Genomic DNA, 17,782 nt, shown 5'->3' with positions numbered 1-17,782 from the left:
GTAAGAGGTCCTCGCAGCGAGCAGCAGCTAAGAATGGTGGTATAGATGTATTACGATAGCAATACCCCAAAATATGTTATTCACTCGAATAAATCAGAATCAAGTGAATTCTTAAAGCAAGGTTCAGGTAGACTAATCCTCATCATACAGCCGCACCTCGGCTTTGGGGTAGGTGTCGAAGTGGGCGGGGCGCTGGGTGATGTCGTGATAGCAGATCACGTCCTTGGCGTAGTAGTGGATAACCATGCTCTTGCGCGTGAGCTCCGGGTTCAGCACCGGGTTGCCACCGTGCAGCAGGTTGGCGTGCCAGATAAACACATCGCCTTTTTTGGCGAAGAAGTTCTTTTTCTGCAACTGCTGCTCCTGTATCACCTGCTCTATCTTTTCCTCATACTTTTTGTAGGCATTGTCGCCGATGCGGAAGGTGGTGGAGCCGCTGTCGAAGTCTTTGCTCAGCACATAGGGGAGGGTGTGGCTGCCGGGGTAGTAAAAGAGGGCTCCGTTCTCCAGGGTGGTATCTTCCAGGGCAATCCAGGCGGCCAGCAGGTTGCCCAGCGGGTAAGTGGTCATATGGATAGAGTCGGAGTGAGCTTTCTGCTCGCTGCCCTTCAGGAAGTTGATGGTCTGGAACGGGATGACCTGCCTGCCCAGGATAAACTGCAGCACCTGGAGCAGCTCCGGCGTATAAAGCACCTTTTTCAGCGCCTTGGAGTGCTTAAAGGCGAACATGATCTTTTTGTTGGTGTAGTTAAAACCCACCTCGTGTTGCTGCAGCAGCCGGTCTATCTCGCTGTTGATGGTGGCTACGATGTCATCTTTAATAAAACTCTCCAGCACCAGGTAACCCTGCTCCGGCCAGGCCTTGAGCTGCTGCTGTATGCTCTCCGGAAAAGTCTGTAACTGCTTGTTCTGCTGCAGTTCCTGCACGGCCGTTGGCTGGTCGAGCCAGGGGGCCGGCTGTGGTGGGAGTTGGGCCAGCTGCCTGCTGGAGATAGGGCCGAAAATGGATTTGTCGAGGTGGAACCGGCGGTATAGGAGCTTGTTGTGCCGCAGTTTTTTGTAGTTGATCAGGTTGTGCAGCACATACACGGCTTTGTAAGAGCGCAGCTTGCCGGTATACTTGTCCAGAAATCCCATTGGTATGCTAATTTGAAATCAGCTCTCAATATACAGCATTATCTGCGAAGGAACTGTGGCAAATTCAAAATTAGAAATGGGAAGAATAAGTTCAGATGGTTTTTTCAGAAGTCTGCTTGCCGGTTTTTCATTTAGGAGTGGCTGAAGTTGTTTTAACAGCTTCAGGAAGAATGGGTGTGAGATGAGGCAGGCTTGATGGCAGCAAAAAAATAGCCCCTCCCGACAGCAGAAGCGGGAGGGGCTACAGAAGGGCTTTCTGATTCTGAAAATCAAGTAAAAGAACAGAATAAGCTTCAACAAAACTTCGCAGAATTCAATACAGGACTTTTTTTACCTCCCGCAAAAGGGAAAAAGTCTTATGTCTGACGTCTGGTGTCCTTCCTTAGTGTTTGAAATGGCGCACGCCGGTCATGACCATGGCCATGTCGTGGGCATCGCAATAGGCTATAGAATCTTTGTCTTTGATAGAGCCGCCTGGCTGTACTACGGCTTTAATGCCTGCCTGGTCAGCTATTTCCACACAATCCGGGAAAGGGAAGAAGGCATCAGACGCCATCACGGTTTTGCTTATATCAAAGTTGAAGCTCTTCGCTTTTTCGATGGCCTGACGCAGGGCATCTACCCTGGAGGTCTGGCCCACGCCGCTGCTGAACATCATTTTGTCGGTAGCCAGCACAATAGTGTTCGACTTGGTGTGCTTGCACACTTTGGCGGCAAACACAAGGGCCTTTTTCTCTTCGGCTGTCGGCTCACGCTTGGTAACAGTCGTGAAGTCGGCCTCTGTTTCGGTTTTCAGGTCTTTGTCCTGCTCAATTACCCCGTTCAGGAGCGTTTTAAACTGCTTTTTAGAAAGCTCTACCGGCTTTTGCTTCAGCAGGATGCGGTTTTTCTTGGAGCGGAGCAGTTCCAGCGCCTCAGCCTCAAATTCGGGCGCAATCAGCACTTCAAAGAACAGCTGGTTCAGTTCTTCGGCAGTGCCCAGGTCTATGGGCCTGTTCGCGATGATCACGCCGCCAAACGCTGAAACCGGGTCAGAAGAGAGAGCCAGCAGGTAGGCTTCTTTTATCGTGTCGGCAGTGGCGCAACCGCAGGCGTTGGTGTGCTTGAGTATAGCCACGGCAGGTTCTTCGAACTCAGCTCCTAAGGCTACGGCAGCGTCTACGTCCACGAGGTTGTTGTAAGAAAGCTGCTTGCCGTTGAGTTGCTCAAACAGGTCCTCTAGCTTGCCGAAGAAAGTGCCCTGCTGGTGCGGGTTCTCACCGTAGCGCAGCGGGGTAGCCTGGCGCATGCTCTGCTTAAACACCTGCTCCTGCCCCTCCTGGTTCAGGTAGTTAAAAATATGGGTGTCGTAGTGCGACGAAATGTCGAAGGCTTTGGCGGCAAAGCGCTTGCGGTCTTCGAGCGTAGTAGCGCCATCTTTCGATTGCAGCAATTCTACCACCTCGTCGTACTGGTCGCGTGACGACACGATGAGCACATCTTTAAAGTTTTTGGCGGCCGCCCGGATCAGGGAAATCCCGCCAATGTCGATCTTCTCAATTACATCAGCCTCAGCTGCTCCCGATGCCACTGTTTCCTCGAATGGGTACAGGTCTACCACCACCAAATCAATAGGCGGGATCTCGAACTTCTCGCGCTCGGCCAGGTCGGAGTCGTTGTCGCGGCGGTGCAGAATGCCTCCGAACACTTTGGGGTGAAGCGTTTTTACACGACCTCCGAAAATAGAAGGGTAGGCTGTTAAATCTTCTACAGCTACCACGTTAGCACCTTGTTCCTCTAAGAAGGTTTGGGTGCCGCCGGTAGAGTAGATGGTTACACCGTTGGCTTTGAGCAGCTCTACAAGCGGCTCCAGACGGTCTTTGTAATACACTGAGATAAGTGCTGATTTAATTTTGGTAGTCTCCATATAGTCGGATATGTTATGTGCCTTGTTTTTAATTTTGATTGAGGCGTGATGAGTGAATTATTCTAATGGTTTTGCCCCTCCGGAGGCTTTGCTGCTGCTCTTTAAAGATGCTGGACGTTCAATCAAGTTAAAAGTTAAGACTTAAAAGTGCCTGCTCTTTAGAAGCTGCTCTGACAATTCATGGCCAATCAGCACAGCTCATCATCAAATCTTCACATCTCCAGATCAACCAGTTAGCAATCTTATAAACGAGCGTAATCTTTAAGCAGAGGTGCCAGCGCTGCCTGTTTCTTTTCTGCCATCAGCCAGCAGCAGTTCTTCCACTACTTTGGGCAGGTGCTCGTGCTCCAGCTGTAGTACGCGGGCTGCCAGTTCCTCGGGGGTGTCGTGGGGCAGCACCGGACAACGGAACTGGCGCACCAGGTCGCCTTTGTCGTACTCCTCGTTCACGAAGTGGATCGAGATGCCAGACTCCGGCTCTTTGGCCTGAACCACCGCTGTGTGCACATGTATGCCGTGCATGCCTTTGCCACCGTAACTGGGCAACAGGGCCGGGTGTATGTTCACGATCTTGTTCGGGAAGGCCTGCACAATGTGCTGCGGCACAAGCCACAGGAAGCCTGCCAGCACGATCAGGTCTGGCTTAAACTGCCGGAGCTGCTGCAGTACTTTGTCGGTGTTAACAAATTCATCTCTGGTAAACAAAAGAGCCGGGACATTAAATGTCTCGGCTCTTTTCAGGGCATACGCATTCGGGTTGTTAGAGAATAGAGCGGCCACACGTATCGTGCTGTGGTGCTCGAAGTACTCCATCAGGCGCTGTGCGTTGCTACCTGAGCCCGAAGCCAAAATAACTATATTTTTTTTATCTGGTTGTGCCAAGGGTTTTAATCGTGGATTTTGGCGCAAAGATAGTGTTTATCTTTTAAGTTTAGGAGATTTGAAAAGCCGAAGAGCCGGAAAATTGAAGCGTTAGAGACATACCGGCTGCCTGGCTCAGGTTGTCAAGACCATTTCTGCAGCGTCCTTAATGATAAACCAGATGAAAATGCTTCTATTGTTAGCAGGCAGCAGACCGGTGAAAATTTCTGATTTTGAGTTTCTGATGTCGAATTTGGCGAAACGCATGACCGCTGCCCGGAAATAAAAAAGGCCGGAATAGTCCCGGCCCTTTTCATTAAAACACAAAAATTATTTTACGATAAACCGGCTTACGGCTACCTCGCGGCCTTTCAAGACCCTGATGAAGTAAGTGCCCTTGGCGAGTGGCTGCGTGTTTATTTCGGCAGACCCGGAGGCGCGCTCAATGGTCATCACGGTTTTGCCCAGGATATCAACTACCGAAATTTGCGCCTCGCGCACATGGCCAAGATCTACTCTTACAGTCCCGTTCGAGATGGTAGGGTAGGCCACAATCCGGCTGTTCTCGATTTTGTCTTTAGCGCTGGCTACTGTTACCACTTCCACTTTTTCGTCTGATTCTGCCACCACCCGGTTGCTCGTCATTTTTACCAGCTCTATGGTGTAGTTGTAGGTGCCAGGCTCAGCAAACGCAACTCTGAAGTTGTAGCTGGCATCTGCCAGCGCAAAACCGGTCTCTGGGCCATACCATAAGGCGCCATCCTGCGAAGTAAGGGGAGCATATTCGCCTGCAGTGGCCGTTTCGGCCTGCAGGGTTACTGCCGATGCCTGCTCCGGATCAGCAAGTGTGAACTTGATACGCACCGGGCCAACCGGCTCTCCGCCTTGTGTAATGGCTACGCTGAAATCTGTTGCGGTGGCTCGTACTACATTTACCTTGTTGTGCAGGGAGCTCGCAATAGTAGCGCCTGCTGAAATGGTTACGGTTTCGTCAACAAAAGCTACTACCACGCCATTGGTGTGCACCAGCTGCACCTGGTAAGCATAGGTGCCTGCCTCAGAGAAGTTTACACGCATAAGCATAGAGGCCTGGCTGGCAGATGTGCCTGTAAGCGGGAAGCCGCCTTCTGGCCAGTACAGGAAGCTGCCTTCCTCATCTTTGGTAAGTTCTATAAACTCTACCGGTTCTTCTTCGCTTGGAGCAGCAAACAGACGCACCTTATCGCGCTGCTCGGCATTTGCAAACACATATTTTACATACACCAGGTCAGCGGTTCTGTCGCCGGCTGAATAGTAGAGGCGATATTCTCTGTTGCGGCCTGAGGTGATCTCGCCGGGAGCGTACTCATCAAGAGAGGTGTTAACAGTTGGCGAAGAGATTGCATTCACATTAAATATCTCGGTTACGCCGGCCAGTGGGTTGCCTCCTGCTGCCGGCACAATGTCGATCCGGTAGCCAAGGTTACCGGCCGCCTCAAAAGTGGCTCTGAACTTTCTGGTGGCATCGGCCAGCGGAAATCCGGCTTCGGGGCCAAAGGTGGCCACGCCGTTTACAAACGGAAGGTTGACCCAGTTGCTGCCTTCCAGGTATTGCATCTGTATTTTGGACCCCAGCACCGTGGCATTATCGCCTTGCAGGGTAAATCGCAGCCTTACGTTGGTATTGGCGGGTGCTGTGCCTTGTGTGGTTACCACATCAAATTCAACCTGCTCGCGCACATTGAAACTTCTGTCTTTAAGCGTGCTGGAAACACTTTGAGCTGTTATGTCCGGAACAAAGCCTACCAGCAGGAGCAGCACCAGCAAAGCAGGCAGATAAAAGGGGCGTACATTTGTCATCATTCGATTTAGATTTAATAAAAGCTTAAACATATTTTAGTCCAATATCCAGGAAAGTCTAAAATCCGGCGGGGAAAGGAATTTTCGGAGGAATCATCCTGAATATAACAATCCTCCTATACGAGCGTTTTTAGTATCAGTATGAAAGAAGTGCAATAATTTTATTTCAAAAATTTGCCTGTTTTCGCAACTTTCTCAGACAGAATGCACAAAGGCTTTTTAAGCCTCCCTGAATGCTCGTATATTTGCACTGCCGGACCCGAAAAAACATGACAAAGCAAGCGCAGGAACTGATAAAAGCATACGGACTTCGTAAAACAAGCTGCCGCCTGGATATCCTGCATTTATTCCTGACGAACGAGCACGCCCTGGCGCACGCCGACATTGAGCAGACCCTGAACGACCGCTACGACAGGGTAACTATTTACCGGACCCTGTATGCCTTTAAAGAGAAGGGGCTGCTGCACAGTATCAACGATGTTAGCGGTGCTATAAAATATGCGCTCTGCCAGGAGGCCTGTGACCAGCACCAGCATTACGACAACCATATTCATTTTAGCTGCACTGCCTGCGGGCAAACCTTTTGTATAAGCGAGGTGCATATTCCGCCAATGCAACTCCCGGCAGGTTACAAGGCTGATAAACTGCATTTTTCTGCGGAGGGGCTCTGTAAAACCTGCAGCCAGGCAACGGCGCAAAACTGACCTCTGTCCGGCAGCACTTTTGCAGCAGGATTCCGTATCTCTTTCAGGAGCCACTTCATAGAGCGCCCTTTCACCGGTACACAGCGCCTTTTTTACCTGACTGTATGACTCAATCAAAAGCAGCGGAGGCATTTATCAGCATGATAAGCTCTCCTATGAAGATGCGCCTCTTTATGCTGACCAAGCTGCCCATGGCTTATCTGGCCGATGTACGTGTTGCCGCTGTTACAGCAGAGCGCGCCGCTGCCACCATTCCGTTCAAGTACCTGAACAAAAACCCGTTCCGGTCTATTTACTTTGCCTGCCTCAGCATGGCTGCGGAACTCTCTACAGGAGTGCTCTGCCTGCTGCACATTCATCAGGCGCAACCAGCCGTTTCTATGCTGCTGGTGCACATGGAGGCTTCCTTTACCAAAAAGGCTGTGGGCAAAATTACGTTTGTGTGCAACGAGGGCGAACAGATAAGACAGGCAGTAGCAAGCGCGAAAGCCACCGGAGAAGGCCGGGCCGTTACCGTAACCGCCCTGGGAACCGACGAAGCCGGCGAACAGGTAGCCAGCTTCCGCTTTACCTGGTCTTTTAAAGTCAGGAGAGGGAAGCAGTAGGCTGCCTAAGAGAACTTAACAACTAGCAGAATGAGGGGGCAGTGCCTGGCCAAATTAGAAATTCTAGGCGATATGCTTTCTGGCAGCTAAACAGGCAGTAATCTTTTCTACAAATAAAATTGGAGGAGCACAGGAAGGAATACGAGCTGGTGCTAAGCTCCGCAGGCCGATTATTCTAATGATTTTGCCCCTCCGGAGGCTCTGTTGCTCCTGGTGGTGCAAACCATGATAGTTAATTGACAAGCAGCATCGATAAGATACCGGTCAGCATCAGGAATTTGCCAAGGTTGCTGAGAAACGTGAAATCGCGCTTTCGGTCTGCCCGCACCAGTTTTAGCAGGAACCAGATGCCCGGCACAAAGACCAGCAGCAGCATGTACCCTTCAAAGAGGGGGCCTGTGGCCGGATGGAAAACGACCAGGAGTATAAAGGCCATAAAAATGCCGATGATCGGGTACAGCACCAGCTTGGTGTTGGCCAGGCCCGCTACGATGGGCAGGGTGCGGCAGTCGAAGGAGGCATCGCCTTTCACATCTTCCATGTCTTTGATGATCTCCCGGATCAGCGAGATCAGGAAGGCGAACACGGCATAGCTAATGGTTACTTTGTTCAGCTTATCGGCATACACGGCCACCACCAGTAGCATGGAGGCTCCCAGCAGCGCAATGGCAAGGTTGCCAATCAGCATCATTCTTTTGAGCTGGGCGGAATAGCCCCAAAGCAGCAGCACCGCCCCCAGGTTGATGAGCCCTACCGGCAGCGACAGCCAGAAGCCCATGAGCACGCCCAGTATGGAGAACAGAAAGTGCCAGCTCATGGCAGGGCGCCGCCTGATCGATTTGCCAATAACCAGGCGGTCTGGCTTGTTGATGGCATCTATCTTTACATCGTAGTAGTCGTTGATGATGTAGCCGGCAGCCGCCACAAAAACAGTAGAAAAGGTAAGGGTAATAAAACCGGGCTCCAGCAACCGGCCCCACTGGATGTGGCGCGACAGCAGGCATGCCTGTACCAGTGCCTGACAAAGTATGATCAGGACAAGGTTCGGAAACCGGATAAGACTCAGGAACTCTTTCAAAGCAGCCTTCAGAATAAGATCAATGATGAGGAAGCAAAGGTAAAGCAGCCGCCACTGCCTCACAAGCTATTTGTACGCTCATAAAAAAAGCCCCTTTCAGAAGGAGCTTTTTTCTAAACGGATGAGTATAAGTATTCTATAACCGCTGTATGTTTACGGCATTCACACCCTTTTTACCCTCCTGGGTATCGAAAGCAACACGGTCATTTTGCTGAATTTCCAATCCGTTTAATCCGGTAACGTGCACAAAGAAATCTTCGTTGGTCTCGTCTTCTGTAATAAAGCCGAAGCCTTTTGATTCAATAAAGAATTTAACTTTTCCTGTTTTCATAAAAAAAATAAAATTTAATAATTATTAATTCCGGGTAAAATTAGAATAAAAAACTATATATGCAAGCGCTATTATAAAAAAATTTGCATTAGCTTAAGAAAATTTATAACTAAGCTACCATGCATCCTGCGCCTTCATTATCTTCTCGATCAGTTCGCGCACTGCTCCCCGGCCCCCGTCTCTGGTCGAGACAAAGGTGCTGATGGCTTTTATATCGTCGGCAGCATCGGCTGGGCAGGCGCGTAAGCCGCAGCGCTGCATCACTTCCAGATCCGGCATGTCGTCGCCCATGTAGGCTACGGTGGCCGGGTGAATTCCTTGCATATAAATATAGTCTTCGAACACGTCTACCTTGTCGTCGATGCCCAGAAAAATATCCTCAATATCGAGCGATTCCAGCCGGACGCGGACGCCAGGCTCATTTTTTCCGGAGATAATGGCAACATTATAGCCTTGCCGGATGGCATGCTTAATGGCAAAACCGTCTTTTATATTGAAGGCGCGCACCTGCTCTCCGTCGGCAAAAGCATAGAGCAAGCCATCGGTGAGTACGCCATCTACGTCGAATACAAAAGTTTTGATGCGGGTAAGGTCTGTTTGAGTGATAGACATGGGAGGAGACTGGATGTTAGATAACAGGAAATTCTGATCAGCGGGTATAACAAACGCACTGGTTACTGCCTGGTGTAGTGGTGGTTAGCCGGTTATTATTTCTTAAAATATGAGCAAAAAAATAAAGGTCCTTTACTGGAAAGAACCTTTAAATATAATGAGAAATCTCTAATTTCATATATTATGGGAAAGCGTACAGAGGAGTACTAGGCCTCGTTGTTGTCGCGCCACTCGTACACCCACTTTGCCTGTATCTGCTCCAGGTGGCCTTCGTTGGCGCCGTCGCGCTTTCCTTCGAAGTTTGGCAATTCGAGCACCCACTCGATGAGGTCGGTAAACCGGATGCGGTAAATTTTAGACTCTGTAAAATCATCGCCAAACTTTTCGTACAGGGCCATGGCAATATCTTCATGGTCTGACCAGTTCATGGGCGGTTCATAGCTCTTATTCATATTATTTTTAATTTTATTTAAGTACTATACCACGTAAGTTAACATGCTTTTACACCAGAAAGCAAAAAGATTGCTAAGTACCTTTGTGTAAATACTGCCGGGGCCGTTTGAGAGGAGCAAGAAGTCTGTCTATCGGAATTATTCTAATCAAAACAGCCCTTCGGAGACCTCTGCTGCTGATCTGGCTCGCAAACGGCAGATTTTGCAGGTACTTAGTGACCCAGAAAGTCCTGCTCCGGTATGGTAATTACCAGGTCTTCGTTGCCCTGCACCACACACTGGCAAGCCAGGCGCGAGTTTAGGCGTGGGTCTATGGCGCGGTCTATAAAGTCTTCTTCCTTGTCGGTAATTTCGGGCAGGTCGTCCATGCCGGCCTCTACATATACGTGGCAGGTGCTGCAGCCACACACGCCGCCGCAGTTGTGCTGCAGTTTTATATTGTTGTTGAGGGCCACATCCAGCACCGATTCGCCTTCTACGGCGGCGTGTGTCTGGTCGGGGGCACCGTCAGCAAACTTAAAAGATATATTGATAACTTTCATTCTTCATTTGGTTTTAGACTACAAAGTTATGAAACAAGCCGTCGGAATCAAAACCGGCCTGTTTTATAGCGCCTGCTGATGCCGCTCATCCTCTTTCTGTTCAGGAGGATTGTTCCGGCTGTTGCCTGGCTGTAGCCTGTATGCTGCTGGACAGCACTTCGTAAATTTGCCTGTAGGTTGGCTGTTGCTGCAAGAGCTGCAGGTGCTCCTCCAGCACGTTCTGGTCGCCCCGGGCGGCAGGCCCTGTTTGTACGGAAAACGGGTGGTAAGCTGCTGCCTTGGCCATGGTCTCCTGGATCAGGGGCTGCAGCAGCGTATCGGGCAGGCTGGCCTGCCGGAGCAAGTCTTTGCTGATGCCCAGCAAATGGTTGGTAAAGTTGCAGGCAAACACTGCCGCCAGGTGCAGCTGCTTTCGTGCCTCCGACGTAACGGTGTGCACGGTTTGGCTCAGGCTGCCGGCAAGTGCCCTTAGTTCCTGCAGCGTCTGCTCCTCGGTGGCCTCTATCAATATAGGGATGGTTCCGAAGTTTACCGGTTTTTCTTTGGAGAAGGTCTGGAGCGGGTAAAGCACGCCGGCACGAACGCCTGGTTTCTCCGCAAGCGCCTGCAGCGGCTGCGAGCCGGAAGTATGCACTACAATGGTATTTGCCGGTACCTGTAATGCACGTGCCACCTGGGCCAGGGCAGCATCAGGAACAGCCAGAATGGCTATATCTATTTCATGCTTTCGCAGGTCGGGATGAGCGAGGGGGTTTGCTGCCAGCTTAGCTGCCAATGCATCGCGGTGAGCTGCCGTGCGGCTATACACGTAACTGATGGTATGACCTGCCGCTGCTAACGCCTGCCCGAGGTGCCAGGCTACATTGCCCGCTCCGATTAACGCTATTTTTTTGCTGCTGTACTGCATAGTATTACTTTTCAGGAGCTAAAATAAGGTTTTTAGATCGGAGATGTCTGGCTTTTTGTCTTCTTCGCGGCAGTTGCTGTTTTTAATTTTCCTCATTTCCAGATTTACGTTTGCTTCGTCACATTAAACACCAGGAAATAGATTCCAATGCCTCATTTACTTAACAGCAGCAGGCTCCGGAGGGCCATTTTCATTCAAATAATTTGAGTGCGCAGTGTACGAAGTAGTATCTATATAGCCATTACCAGTTATGCTTACCAATCCACGGTATCAGTCCTGGCGACCGAATAATTTCCAGCCCCTTCCCCAGCCGTGAGCGCTCGACCCCCAACCCTGCAATAAGATAGCAAGGACACCGTATAGAGCAGCAGCTAAGACTGTTGGAACCTTCTTGATAGGAGTATTATTAGATCGATCGCTTCCCCTGCCTATAAAGGCGACGTCTTAAATTCCTGAAATCGAATTTGTACTGCCATTTGCTACAGGACACAAAACGCAGGATTTTTCATAATTGGTACAAATTAAATATTGAGCCCAGATAAGTTCTGTCACTGGCTGTATTATGCACTCAAATTATTTGAATGAAAATGGCCCTCCGGAGGATCTGCTGCTCTTTTGTTGCCACCTGGCAGGGTGAGTTGTAAGGGTTGATATAATAGTAGGCAACAAAAAAGCCCTTGCATCGGCAAAGGCTTTTTTGGTAGGTTATGGTAAGTGCTTAGGCTGCCTGTACTTTTCGCTTGTTTTTTCGATCAGTAGCAGGAGCTTTGCCATCGGAGCCGTTCTCCTGCTTGCGTCGCATAATAGCCATCACGAACCCGATCGACATGACGATGGAGCCGATCCAAAGGATATTTACAAATGGCTTTTCGATTGCTTTCAGAATGATCCAGTCTTTTTGGGACGCATTTACGCCAATGGTAAAGCGGTTATTCTCAGTGTCGATGTTCATGAAGGTGATGCGCAGGCCCAGGTCTTCGATGGTTTCCGGCAAGCGGCCCATCATCTGGTCTTTGATCATCAGCACTGGGTGCGCATGGTACTCTTTTCGCTCACCCAGGATTTTCATGTCGGCCTGTACGGCCACATCTCCGTCGGCCAGCACTACGCCCGGCACCTGCGGTATGCGTTCAATGCCATTAAATACGGCTACATAGTCGTTCAGGATAAGCGTATCGCCTGCCGCTACCTCGTACTCCTGTAGTTGTCCCCATTCTCTTTCTTCCGGAGCAATAGACGAAACGTGTGTGTACAGGTCTTTGTCGGCAAAATGCTGGATGTCAGGGGAGGCAAGCAGCCCCATGTTTTCGTTTACCTGCGCCCGTGGGTAGAGCGTAAAAGATTCTTCCTCGTTGCTGTACTCTACTTCGAAGAAGGTGTTCTCGGGCGAGTGGAGGTCCAGGGTATCGCCGGTTTTATAATATATCTTGTTTTTGGCTTTAATGTCACCACGCGCAATGGCTACGTACTCATCGTCGGTTCGGAAAAGCAGCTCTTTGCTGACATAGCCCGGCACACCTTTCACTTCCATAAACTGGCCGTGATAGCTCACTTTGTATTTGCCCATTTGGGTGGGGGCATTGCGCCACAGGAGCACGTTATCGCGGTTTATCTCGTCCGGGAACTCGCGTGAGTAAAGCAGCCCGGAGTGGTTTTGCGAAATAATATTATCGTAGCCAGAGGAGAACAGGATACCAACCAGCATAAGGGCAACACCGATGTGTGCCACCGCACCACCCGACAGGCTCACCTTTTTCTGAACCAGTCCTGCGATAATACTGCCGTTGGCAAGCACCGCAAAAAGGGACGAAACAAATAAGGTAATGTAAACCGGGTTGTCCAGTTTAAAAGCAAAAACATCGAACTTGTTAGACAGGATAATAACCAGGCTGGAGAGCAACAGCGTGAACATGAGCGGAAGCGTAATAGCATCCTTAAAGCTGCTCTTATTTGCTTTTTTCCACCACAGGAGCTGGCCTACACCCGTTAGCACGGCAATAGCCACACCGGCCCATAACTGGAATTTAGTGTAGTGCGCGATCTGGTCGGCAGGCAGGGCTGCATTAGACTCGATGCCGATAAAGCCCAGGAAGGCGTTGTAAACCGGGATAGAGGTAGTAGCCAGCACCTGGAAACCTGCCAGGCAAAGCACAGCGGCCCCAATAAACACCCAGAATTCTGCACTGTACGTAGAAAGCTCTTTCTCTGTGCTCGGAATCTGCTTCCAGCGGTACACCAGCAGGGCGATGGAAAGCACCATAAAAGCTGCCAGGTAGGTAAATAATTGCCCGGACAGACCTAAGTCGGTGAAGGAGTGTACCGAGGCATTGCCCAGAATACCGCTTCGGGTCAGGAAGGTGGCATACAGGATCAGGATGAAAGAAGCGATGATCAGGATAAAGGAGGCGCTCAGCCCCTGCTTGCTGCGGCGGTAGGCGATCATGGTGTGGATAGCTCCCACCAGCACCAACCACGGAATGTACACCGCGTTTTCTACCGGGTCCCAGTTCCAGTAGCCCCCGAAGTTAAGGGTTTCGTAGGCCCAGTAAGCGCCCATCATCGTACCGATGCCCAAAGACAAGGCAGCAAAATGGGTCCAAGGCAGTGCAGGCTTCACCCACTCCGTAAACTTGCCTTTCCAGAGGCCGGCAATGGCAAAAGCAAACGGTACCAGCGTAGCCGCAAAGCCCAGGAAAAGGGTCGGCGGGTGAATGACCATCCAGTAATTTTGCAGCAGTGGGTTAAGGCCTGTGCCGTCGGTCGGCACAAAGTTCGGGTCCATTTTAAACACGGGCGCATCCGTCATGAAGTCGCGCATGAGAATAAAAGGGGAGGAGCCAAGCTTGAAATCGCCAATAACTACTCCCAGGATCATGGAGGTAAGGAATATCTGCACAAAAGAGAAGGTCGCCATAACCGGGGCCTCCCAGGTCTTGTTTTTGCGACTGGTGCGGATGAGCGCCAGTCCCAGGGCCACGTGCCAGAAAATCCAGAGGAGGAAAGAGCCTTCCTGGCCTTCCCAGAAGCAGGAGATCATGTAGTAAACAGGCAGGTGGTTAGAGGAGTGGCTCCAGGCGTAATAGTACTCGTAGCGATGCTCGTAAATGATATTGAACAAGCAAAAGATAACGGCCAGCACAGCAAAGGAGTGCACATAAAAGGCTCCTCTTGCCAGCCTGCGCCAACTGGTGTCGCCAGAGGCCTCTACCTTGTTGCCGGAAGCCATGAAGTAGGCATACGAGGCTACCATGGCTGCCACAAACGCAATAATCACACTCACATGACCAATGTCCCCGATCAGCGTATTTATCATTTCTAAGAGTTAAAAGTTAAGTTTATGAGTTAAGAGTGGAACCGGGAAAAGAGCCAAGTGTGAAAAGCGAGTCTTAAACTCATAACTTTCAACTCTTAGCTCTTATGCTAGTCTACAGGCTTGCTGTTACTTCCTTCTCCACGTACTTAGAAGGGCACTTGAGCAATATCTTGTCGGCCACAAACACCTGGTTCTGCATATTGCCGGTAATTACCACCTGCTCCGACCGTTCGAAGTCCTGTGGCTTTGGCTGGAAATAAACCACGCGCTGCTCCACACGGTTCGTGTCTACTAAGGTAAAGGCGAAGTAGTTGGGATCTATGGTGGGGTCGTACTGCATGCCTATAATATGGCCCTTCGCATCTTTTTTGAGGCGGCCCACTACGTGTACCTTGGTGTCGTCGCCGTCTTTGGCGCGGGCAATGGCCTCGCCGAAAGAAACATACGTGCTGGCATCGCCGGCAGTAGACATAATAATGCCGATAGCCATGGCAATTACGATCATGCCCATGATATGTGACTTTTTCATCTATCTTTAATTTAGTGGAAACTCTCGCTTCGATTGCCTAACACACAGGTTTAGAATTTAAATCCATGAGTAGAGGCATTTTTAATAATTTCTTGTTTCTTGCCAGGACTGCTTTTAGCAGGGTGATCTGAGGCCGCTCTCCGACAGCGGAATCTTCAGGCTTTTACCGGTTCACCATCTCGTCCTTTACCTGTTTCTCCAGTTTGGCGACCTTGCGGTCCAGCGAGATCAGGTAAGCCAGCACGCCGCCCAGCAGGGTTAGCAGCACAACGATCACTACATAAATTTTCCCGTCGCGGCGCAGCAGGTCGGCCATCTCCACTTCGGGTTCGGCAATGATGGTGGTGCCCTGGTTTTGGGCGGGTTGTGCCTGCGTGGCTCCCGGCCCGAACAAAGCAATCAGCAACAGGCTCTTCAGGGCCAGTAGTCTAAGCAATTTCATATAGGCGTTGTCTTAGTAATTCAAGTCTTGATTTAATGTTCACGATCCAGATGCCGAGCAGGGTCCAGCCCAGCACGGCCGGGTAAAACACCAGGCGCAGCCGGCTGTCGAGGTCGTAGGCGTTAAAGCCGGGGTTGCCGCCATTCCCTGGATGTAACGAGTCGGTGAGGCGGGGCAGTATAAAAAGTAGCGGAATAAGCGCTGCAAAGGCGAAAATGTTATAGACCGCGCTTATCCGGGCCCGCTGCTGCTGCTCTGCAAAGGAGCTGCGCAACACCAGGTAGGCAAAATAGATCAGTAGGCCAATGGCAGCAGCATTTTGTTTGGGGTCGTTGCTCCAGTACTCTCCCCACGTAAAACGGGCCCATTCCATGCCGGTCACGATGCCGAGCACGCCGAACAGGATACCCACCTTGGCTGACTCATGGGCAATAATGTCGTTTTTGATGGTGGGCTTGCGCAGGTACCGGATGGAGTACACCACCGACACGAGCAGAATCAGGATCATGCCAAACCACATGGGCACATGGAAGTACAGGTTCCGGATGGTCTCGTTCAGGATGGCCAGCCGCGGCACCTCCGAGAGCAGGCCCGCCACCACCGTGAACACCAGCAGCAGCACTGTCAATATTTTCCACCAATTTTTCATTTCAGATACTGTTTTTCAGATGTTATACACAGCACGGGTTCTCCTGCCTTATCACAACAACATCTCTTCTTATTTTATTCAATTTATTTACCTGCTTGTTCTTGTATCTGCTCCCTTAGTGCCAGCTTATGTAGCTGTGTTATAATAATTTCAAACCTTCTTTAATGATGTAATCGCTTACTTTACAGTATTTTACGATCTCCAAAGGTACGGGAATAAGATGTAAGAAACAGTGACAACAATCATATTTATAGCCAGTATGGTGAGCAACTCGTCGAGGCTTACGCTACGATCTAATCCATCCAGGGCATTTTTAGACATTTTTATGAGCATGAGCAGCATCGGCACGATTACCGGAAAGCTGAGCACCGCCATCAGGGTTCCGTTGTTGGCGGCTTTGGAGGCGATACCGGAAATCATGGTAAGCGAGGTGGAAAAGCCAATGGCTCCTAACAGAATAGTGAGCAGGAACATGGGCACATCCTGCACCGGGTTGCCCAGCACAAAGGCGTAAAACACAAAGCAGATGAGGGCCAGCACCAGCATCAGGCAGCTGTTATACAGGATCTTGGACAAGATAACTCCCTGCGGACTTACGATAGAGTAGAAGTACAGCAGCCGCCCCCTGTTCTCCTGCACAAAGCTCTTGGCAATGGCGTTAACCGACGTAAAAAGTAGAATAATCCAAAGTACGGCATTCCAGACGGGCACGGTGAGCACATTGGAGCGGAGGCCAAAGCTGAGGTAACACACAAACACGGTGCTACTCACATACAGCAGCATGCCATTAAAAGCATACTTCTGCCGCATCTCCAGCAGGAAGTCCTTTCGCATCAAGAACAAGATCTCTTTAAGCAGCACTTTTGGTAAGTTTTACACAAAGTTACAACACAAAAGATTGCTTTGGTACTTTTTGTGCTAAAATCGGAGAGTTAGGGCAGGAATGGGGAAGAAATGAAGGTTATAGGTACTAGTTTGCGGTTTTCAGGAAATTATTCTAATCAAAAAGGCCCCTGCGAGCCCTTTGCTGCTGCCTGGCCTATCTGGCGCATAAGCCGGTTCCGCACCAGATAGGCCAGGCAGCAAAGCCTGGTGAAGCAGGTGGCAAGCAAGGTATTTTGCTATTTTATCACTCCTTCTTTTTCTTCTTTCTTTTGTGGCGGATCACTTTGGCATCGCGGTAGAAGACAATTTCTTCGGCAATGTTCGTGATCTGGTCGCCGACACGCTCTATCTTCTTGATAATGGAAAACAGCACTAGCCCCTCGCCTATTTTAGAGATATCTTCAGTGAGGCATCTGGCAATGATAGTGTCGGCTTTGGCGTAGATCTTGTTTAGTGTTTTGTCGCGCTTTATCAGTTCCTTGGCCAGCTCCGTGTCGTCCTTCATAAAGGCTGTGCGGCAGTCGGCCAGCATGGCTTTGGCTGCCTCGTACATTTCGATGACCCTGGTTTCTTCCACCAGCTCCGGGTTGAGCGGGGCCGACAGCTTCTGCACAAAATAGGCAATGCCTTCTGAGTCGTCGCCGATGCGCTCCAGGCTGGCGTTTATTTTAAGCGTAGCCAGCATCAGGCGCAGGTCTATGGCCACCGGCGTAAACAGTGCCAGCACATTCTCACTCATCCGGTCGATCTTCACATCGTAGTTGTTCACCTTCCTGCCTAGCTTTATAACCCGCTTGGCCAGCTCATGGTCTATGGTGGCCATGGCCTCCTGGCCGCTCTGGAACTGGTAATCAACCAGATCCCACATCTCCAGCAGCTTTTCCTTGATCCGTTTTACTTCTATATCTATATGCGACATATTTTTGAATTTTGAATGAGAGAACTTTTTAACTGTGGATGCGCAACTTCTGAATGGTGATTGATGGGAGA

18 protein-coding genes are annotated in these 17,782 nt (G+C 50.3%); 2 read left to right on the top strand and 16 right to left on the bottom strand.

Features of this window, described 5'->3' with window-relative positions; all coding sequences use genetic code 11:
• Nucleotides 1–132: 132 nt before the first annotated feature.
• The 4 genes from FJM74_RS10865 to FJM74_RS10850 all read right to left on the bottom strand — a co-directional run bounded on the left by FJM74_RS10865 (nt 133) and on the right by FJM74_RS10850 (nt 5,746).
• Nucleotides 133–1,137, bottom strand: a complete 1,005-nt coding sequence (locus FJM74_RS10865) for a phytanoyl-CoA dioxygenase family protein (protein WP_187262619.1) — start codon at nt 1,135–1,137, stop codon at nt 133–135.
• A 382-nt stretch (nt 1,138–1,519) separates the two neighbouring features.
• Nucleotides 1,520–3,043 (bottom strand): bifunctional phosphoribosylaminoimidazolecarboxamide formyltransferase/IMP cyclohydrolase, encoded by a 1,524-nt coding sequence (purH, locus tag FJM74_RS10860; RefSeq protein WP_187262618.1) that lies wholly within the window; start codon nt 3,041–3,043, stop codon nt 1,520–1,522.
• A gap of 261 nt (nt 3,044–3,304) precedes the next feature.
• Complete coding sequence (purN, locus tag FJM74_RS10855) at nt 3,305–3,925, bottom strand: phosphoribosylglycinamide formyltransferase (protein WP_187262617.1); 621 nt, start codon at nt 3,923–3,925, stop codon at nt 3,305–3,307.
• Between the two features lie 309 nt (nt 3,926–4,234).
• Entirely contained in the window at nt 4,235–5,746 is a 1,512-nt protein-coding gene (locus tag FJM74_RS10850; RefSeq protein WP_187262616.1) for a T9SS type A sorting domain-containing protein, read from the bottom strand.
• A gap of 266 nt (nt 5,747–6,012) precedes the next feature.
• Between FJM74_RS10850 and FJM74_RS10845 the strand changes: the two genes are divergently transcribed.
• Both FJM74_RS10845 and FJM74_RS10840 read left to right on the top strand, forming a co-directional pair.
• Complete coding sequence (locus tag FJM74_RS10845; RefSeq protein WP_187262615.1) at nt 6,013–6,447, top strand: Fur family transcriptional regulator; 435 nt, start codon at nt 6,013–6,015, stop codon at nt 6,445–6,447.
• A 104-nt stretch (nt 6,448–6,551) separates the two neighbouring features.
• Nucleotides 6,552–7,052, top strand: a complete 501-nt coding sequence (locus tag FJM74_RS10840) for a DUF4442 domain-containing protein (RefSeq protein ID WP_241739069.1) — start codon at nt 6,552–6,554, stop codon at nt 7,050–7,052.
• A gap of 232 nt (nt 7,053–7,284) precedes the next feature.
• On the opposite strand, the gene FJM74_RS10835 is transcribed toward FJM74_RS10840, so the two are convergent.
• From FJM74_RS10835 to phoU, 12 genes are all read right to left on the bottom strand, one after another.
• Nucleotides 7,285–8,193: a geranylgeranylglycerol-phosphate geranylgeranyltransferase gene (locus FJM74_RS10835; RefSeq protein WP_317175551.1), complete on the bottom strand. Its 909-nt coding sequence runs from the start codon at nt 8,191–8,193 to the stop codon at nt 7,285–7,287.
• Between the two features lie 73 nt (nt 8,194–8,266).
• Nucleotides 8,267–8,461, bottom strand: coding sequence for a cold-shock protein (locus FJM74_RS10830; protein WP_147922285.1), 195 nt, complete (start codon nt 8,459–8,461; stop codon nt 8,267–8,269).
• Between the two features lie 114 nt (nt 8,462–8,575).
• Nucleotides 8,576–9,073 carry a KdsC family phosphatase gene (locus FJM74_RS10825; RefSeq protein ID WP_187262614.1) on the bottom strand — a complete coding sequence of 166 codons (498 nt, stop codon included), beginning with the start codon at nt 9,071–9,073 and terminating at the stop codon, nt 8,576–8,578.
• 206 nt (nt 9,074–9,279) lie between these two features.
• On the bottom strand, nt 9,280–9,525 hold the full coding sequence (iscX, locus tag FJM74_RS10820; protein WP_187262613.1) for a Fe-S cluster assembly protein IscX: 246 nt from the start codon (nt 9,523–9,525) through the stop codon (nt 9,280–9,282).
• Nucleotides 9,526–9,737: 212 nt separating this feature from the next.
• Nucleotides 9,738–10,067 (bottom strand): 2Fe-2S iron-sulfur cluster-binding protein, encoded by a 330-nt coding sequence (locus FJM74_RS10815; protein ID WP_187262612.1) that lies wholly within the window; start codon nt 10,065–10,067, stop codon nt 9,738–9,740.
• 100 nt (nt 10,068–10,167) lie between these two features.
• A complete protein-coding gene (locus FJM74_RS10810) occupies nt 10,168–10,974 on the bottom strand; it encodes a Rossmann-like and DUF2520 domain-containing protein (protein ID WP_187262611.1) in 807 nt (268 codons plus the stop codon).
• Between the two features lie 718 nt (nt 10,975–11,692).
• Nucleotides 11,693–14,287 (bottom strand): cytochrome c biogenesis protein CcsA, encoded by a 2,595-nt coding sequence (gene ccsA, locus FJM74_RS10805; protein ID WP_187262610.1) that lies wholly within the window; start codon nt 14,285–14,287, stop codon nt 11,693–11,695.
• Nucleotides 14,288–14,399: 112 nt separating this feature from the next.
• Entirely contained in the window at nt 14,400–14,816 is a 417-nt protein-coding gene (locus FJM74_RS10800; protein ID WP_187262609.1) for a cytochrome c maturation protein CcmE domain-containing protein, read from the bottom strand.
• 163 nt (nt 14,817–14,979) lie between these two features.
• Entirely contained in the window at nt 14,980–15,258 is a 279-nt protein-coding gene (locus FJM74_RS10795; RefSeq protein WP_187262659.1) for a CcmD family protein, read from the bottom strand.
• Entirely contained in the window at nt 15,245–15,907 is a 663-nt protein-coding gene (gene ccsA / locus FJM74_RS10790; RefSeq protein ID WP_187262608.1) for a cytochrome c biogenesis protein CcsA, read from the bottom strand. The genes FJM74_RS10795 and ccsA (FJM74_RS10790) overlap by 14 nt, the downstream gene beginning before the upstream one ends.
• 192 nt (nt 15,908–16,099) lie before the next feature.
• Nucleotides 16,100–16,741, bottom strand: coding sequence for a heme exporter protein CcmB (locus FJM74_RS10785; RefSeq protein ID WP_187262607.1), 642 nt, complete (start codon nt 16,739–16,741; stop codon nt 16,100–16,102).
• A gap of 295 nt (nt 16,742–17,036) precedes the next feature.
• Entirely contained in the window at nt 17,037–17,711 is a 675-nt protein-coding gene (gene phoU / locus FJM74_RS10780; RefSeq protein WP_187262606.1) for a phosphate signaling complex protein PhoU, read from the bottom strand.
• Nucleotides 17,712–17,782: the final 71 nt, after the last annotated feature.

Source organism: Pontibacter beigongshangensis, assembly GCF_014332515.1.
Lineage (GTDB): Bacteria > Bacteroidota > Bacteroidia > Cytophagales > Hymenobacteraceae > Pontibacter > Pontibacter beigongshangensis.
Note: the sequence above shows the minus strand (reverse complement) of the source record. Positions and strands in the feature narration are given on the sequence as shown.

Excerpts from the sequence above, each read along its gene's own strand:
- FJM74_RS10830 (WP_147922285.1), bottom strand. The coding sequence starts at position 8,461 with ATGAAAACAGGAAAAGTTAAATTCTTTATTGAATCAAAAGGCTTCGGC.
- FJM74_RS10815 (WP_187262612.1), bottom strand. The coding sequence starts at position 10,067 with ATGAAAGTTATCAATATATCTTTTAAGTTTGCTGACGGTGCCCCCGAC.
- FJM74_RS10840 (WP_241739069.1), top strand. The coding sequence starts at position 6,552 with ATGACTCAATCAAAAGCAGCGGAGGCATTTATCAGCATGATAAGCTCT.
- ccsA (WP_187262608.1), bottom strand. The coding sequence starts at position 15,907 with ATGAAAAATTGGTGGAAAATATTGACAGTGCTGCTGCTGGTGTTCACG.
- phoU (WP_187262606.1), bottom strand. The coding sequence starts at position 17,711 with ATGTCGCATATAGATATAGAAGTAAAACGGATCAAGGAAAAGCTGCTG.
- FJM74_RS10810 (WP_187262611.1), bottom strand. The coding sequence starts at position 10,974 with ATGCAGTACAGCAGCAAAAAAATAGCGTTAATCGGAGCGGGCAATGTA.
- FJM74_RS10845 (WP_187262615.1), top strand. The coding sequence starts at position 6,013 with ATGACAAAGCAAGCGCAGGAACTGATAAAAGCATACGGACTTCGTAAA.
- FJM74_RS10785 (WP_187262607.1), bottom strand. The coding sequence starts at position 16,741 with ATGCGAAAGGACTTCCTGCTGGAGATGCGGCAGAAGTATGCTTTTAAT.
- FJM74_RS10865 (WP_187262619.1), bottom strand. The coding sequence starts at position 1,137 with ATGGGATTTCTGGACAAGTATACCGGCAAGCTGCGCTCTTACAAAGCC.
- ccsA (WP_187262610.1), bottom strand. The coding sequence starts at position 14,287 with ATGATAAATACGCTGATCGGGGACATTGGTCATGTGAGTGTGATTATT.
- FJM74_RS10795 (WP_187262659.1), bottom strand. The coding sequence starts at position 15,258 with ATGAAATTGCTTAGACTACTGGCCCTGAAGAGCCTGTTGCTGATTGCT.
- iscX (WP_187262613.1), bottom strand. The coding sequence starts at position 9,525 with ATGAATAAGAGCTATGAACCGCCCATGAACTGGTCAGACCATGAAGAT.
- FJM74_RS10850 (WP_187262616.1), bottom strand. The coding sequence starts at position 5,746 with ATGATGACAAATGTACGCCCCTTTTATCTGCCTGCTTTGCTGGTGCTG.
- FJM74_RS10800 (WP_187262609.1), bottom strand. The coding sequence starts at position 14,816 with ATGAAAAAGTCACATATCATGGGCATGATCGTAATTGCCATGGCTATC.
- FJM74_RS10825 (WP_187262614.1), bottom strand. The coding sequence starts at position 9,073 with ATGTCTATCACTCAAACAGACCTTACCCGCATCAAAACTTTTGTATTC.
- purH (WP_187262618.1), bottom strand. The coding sequence starts at position 3,043 with ATGGAGACTACCAAAATTAAATCAGCACTTATCTCAGTGTATTACAAA.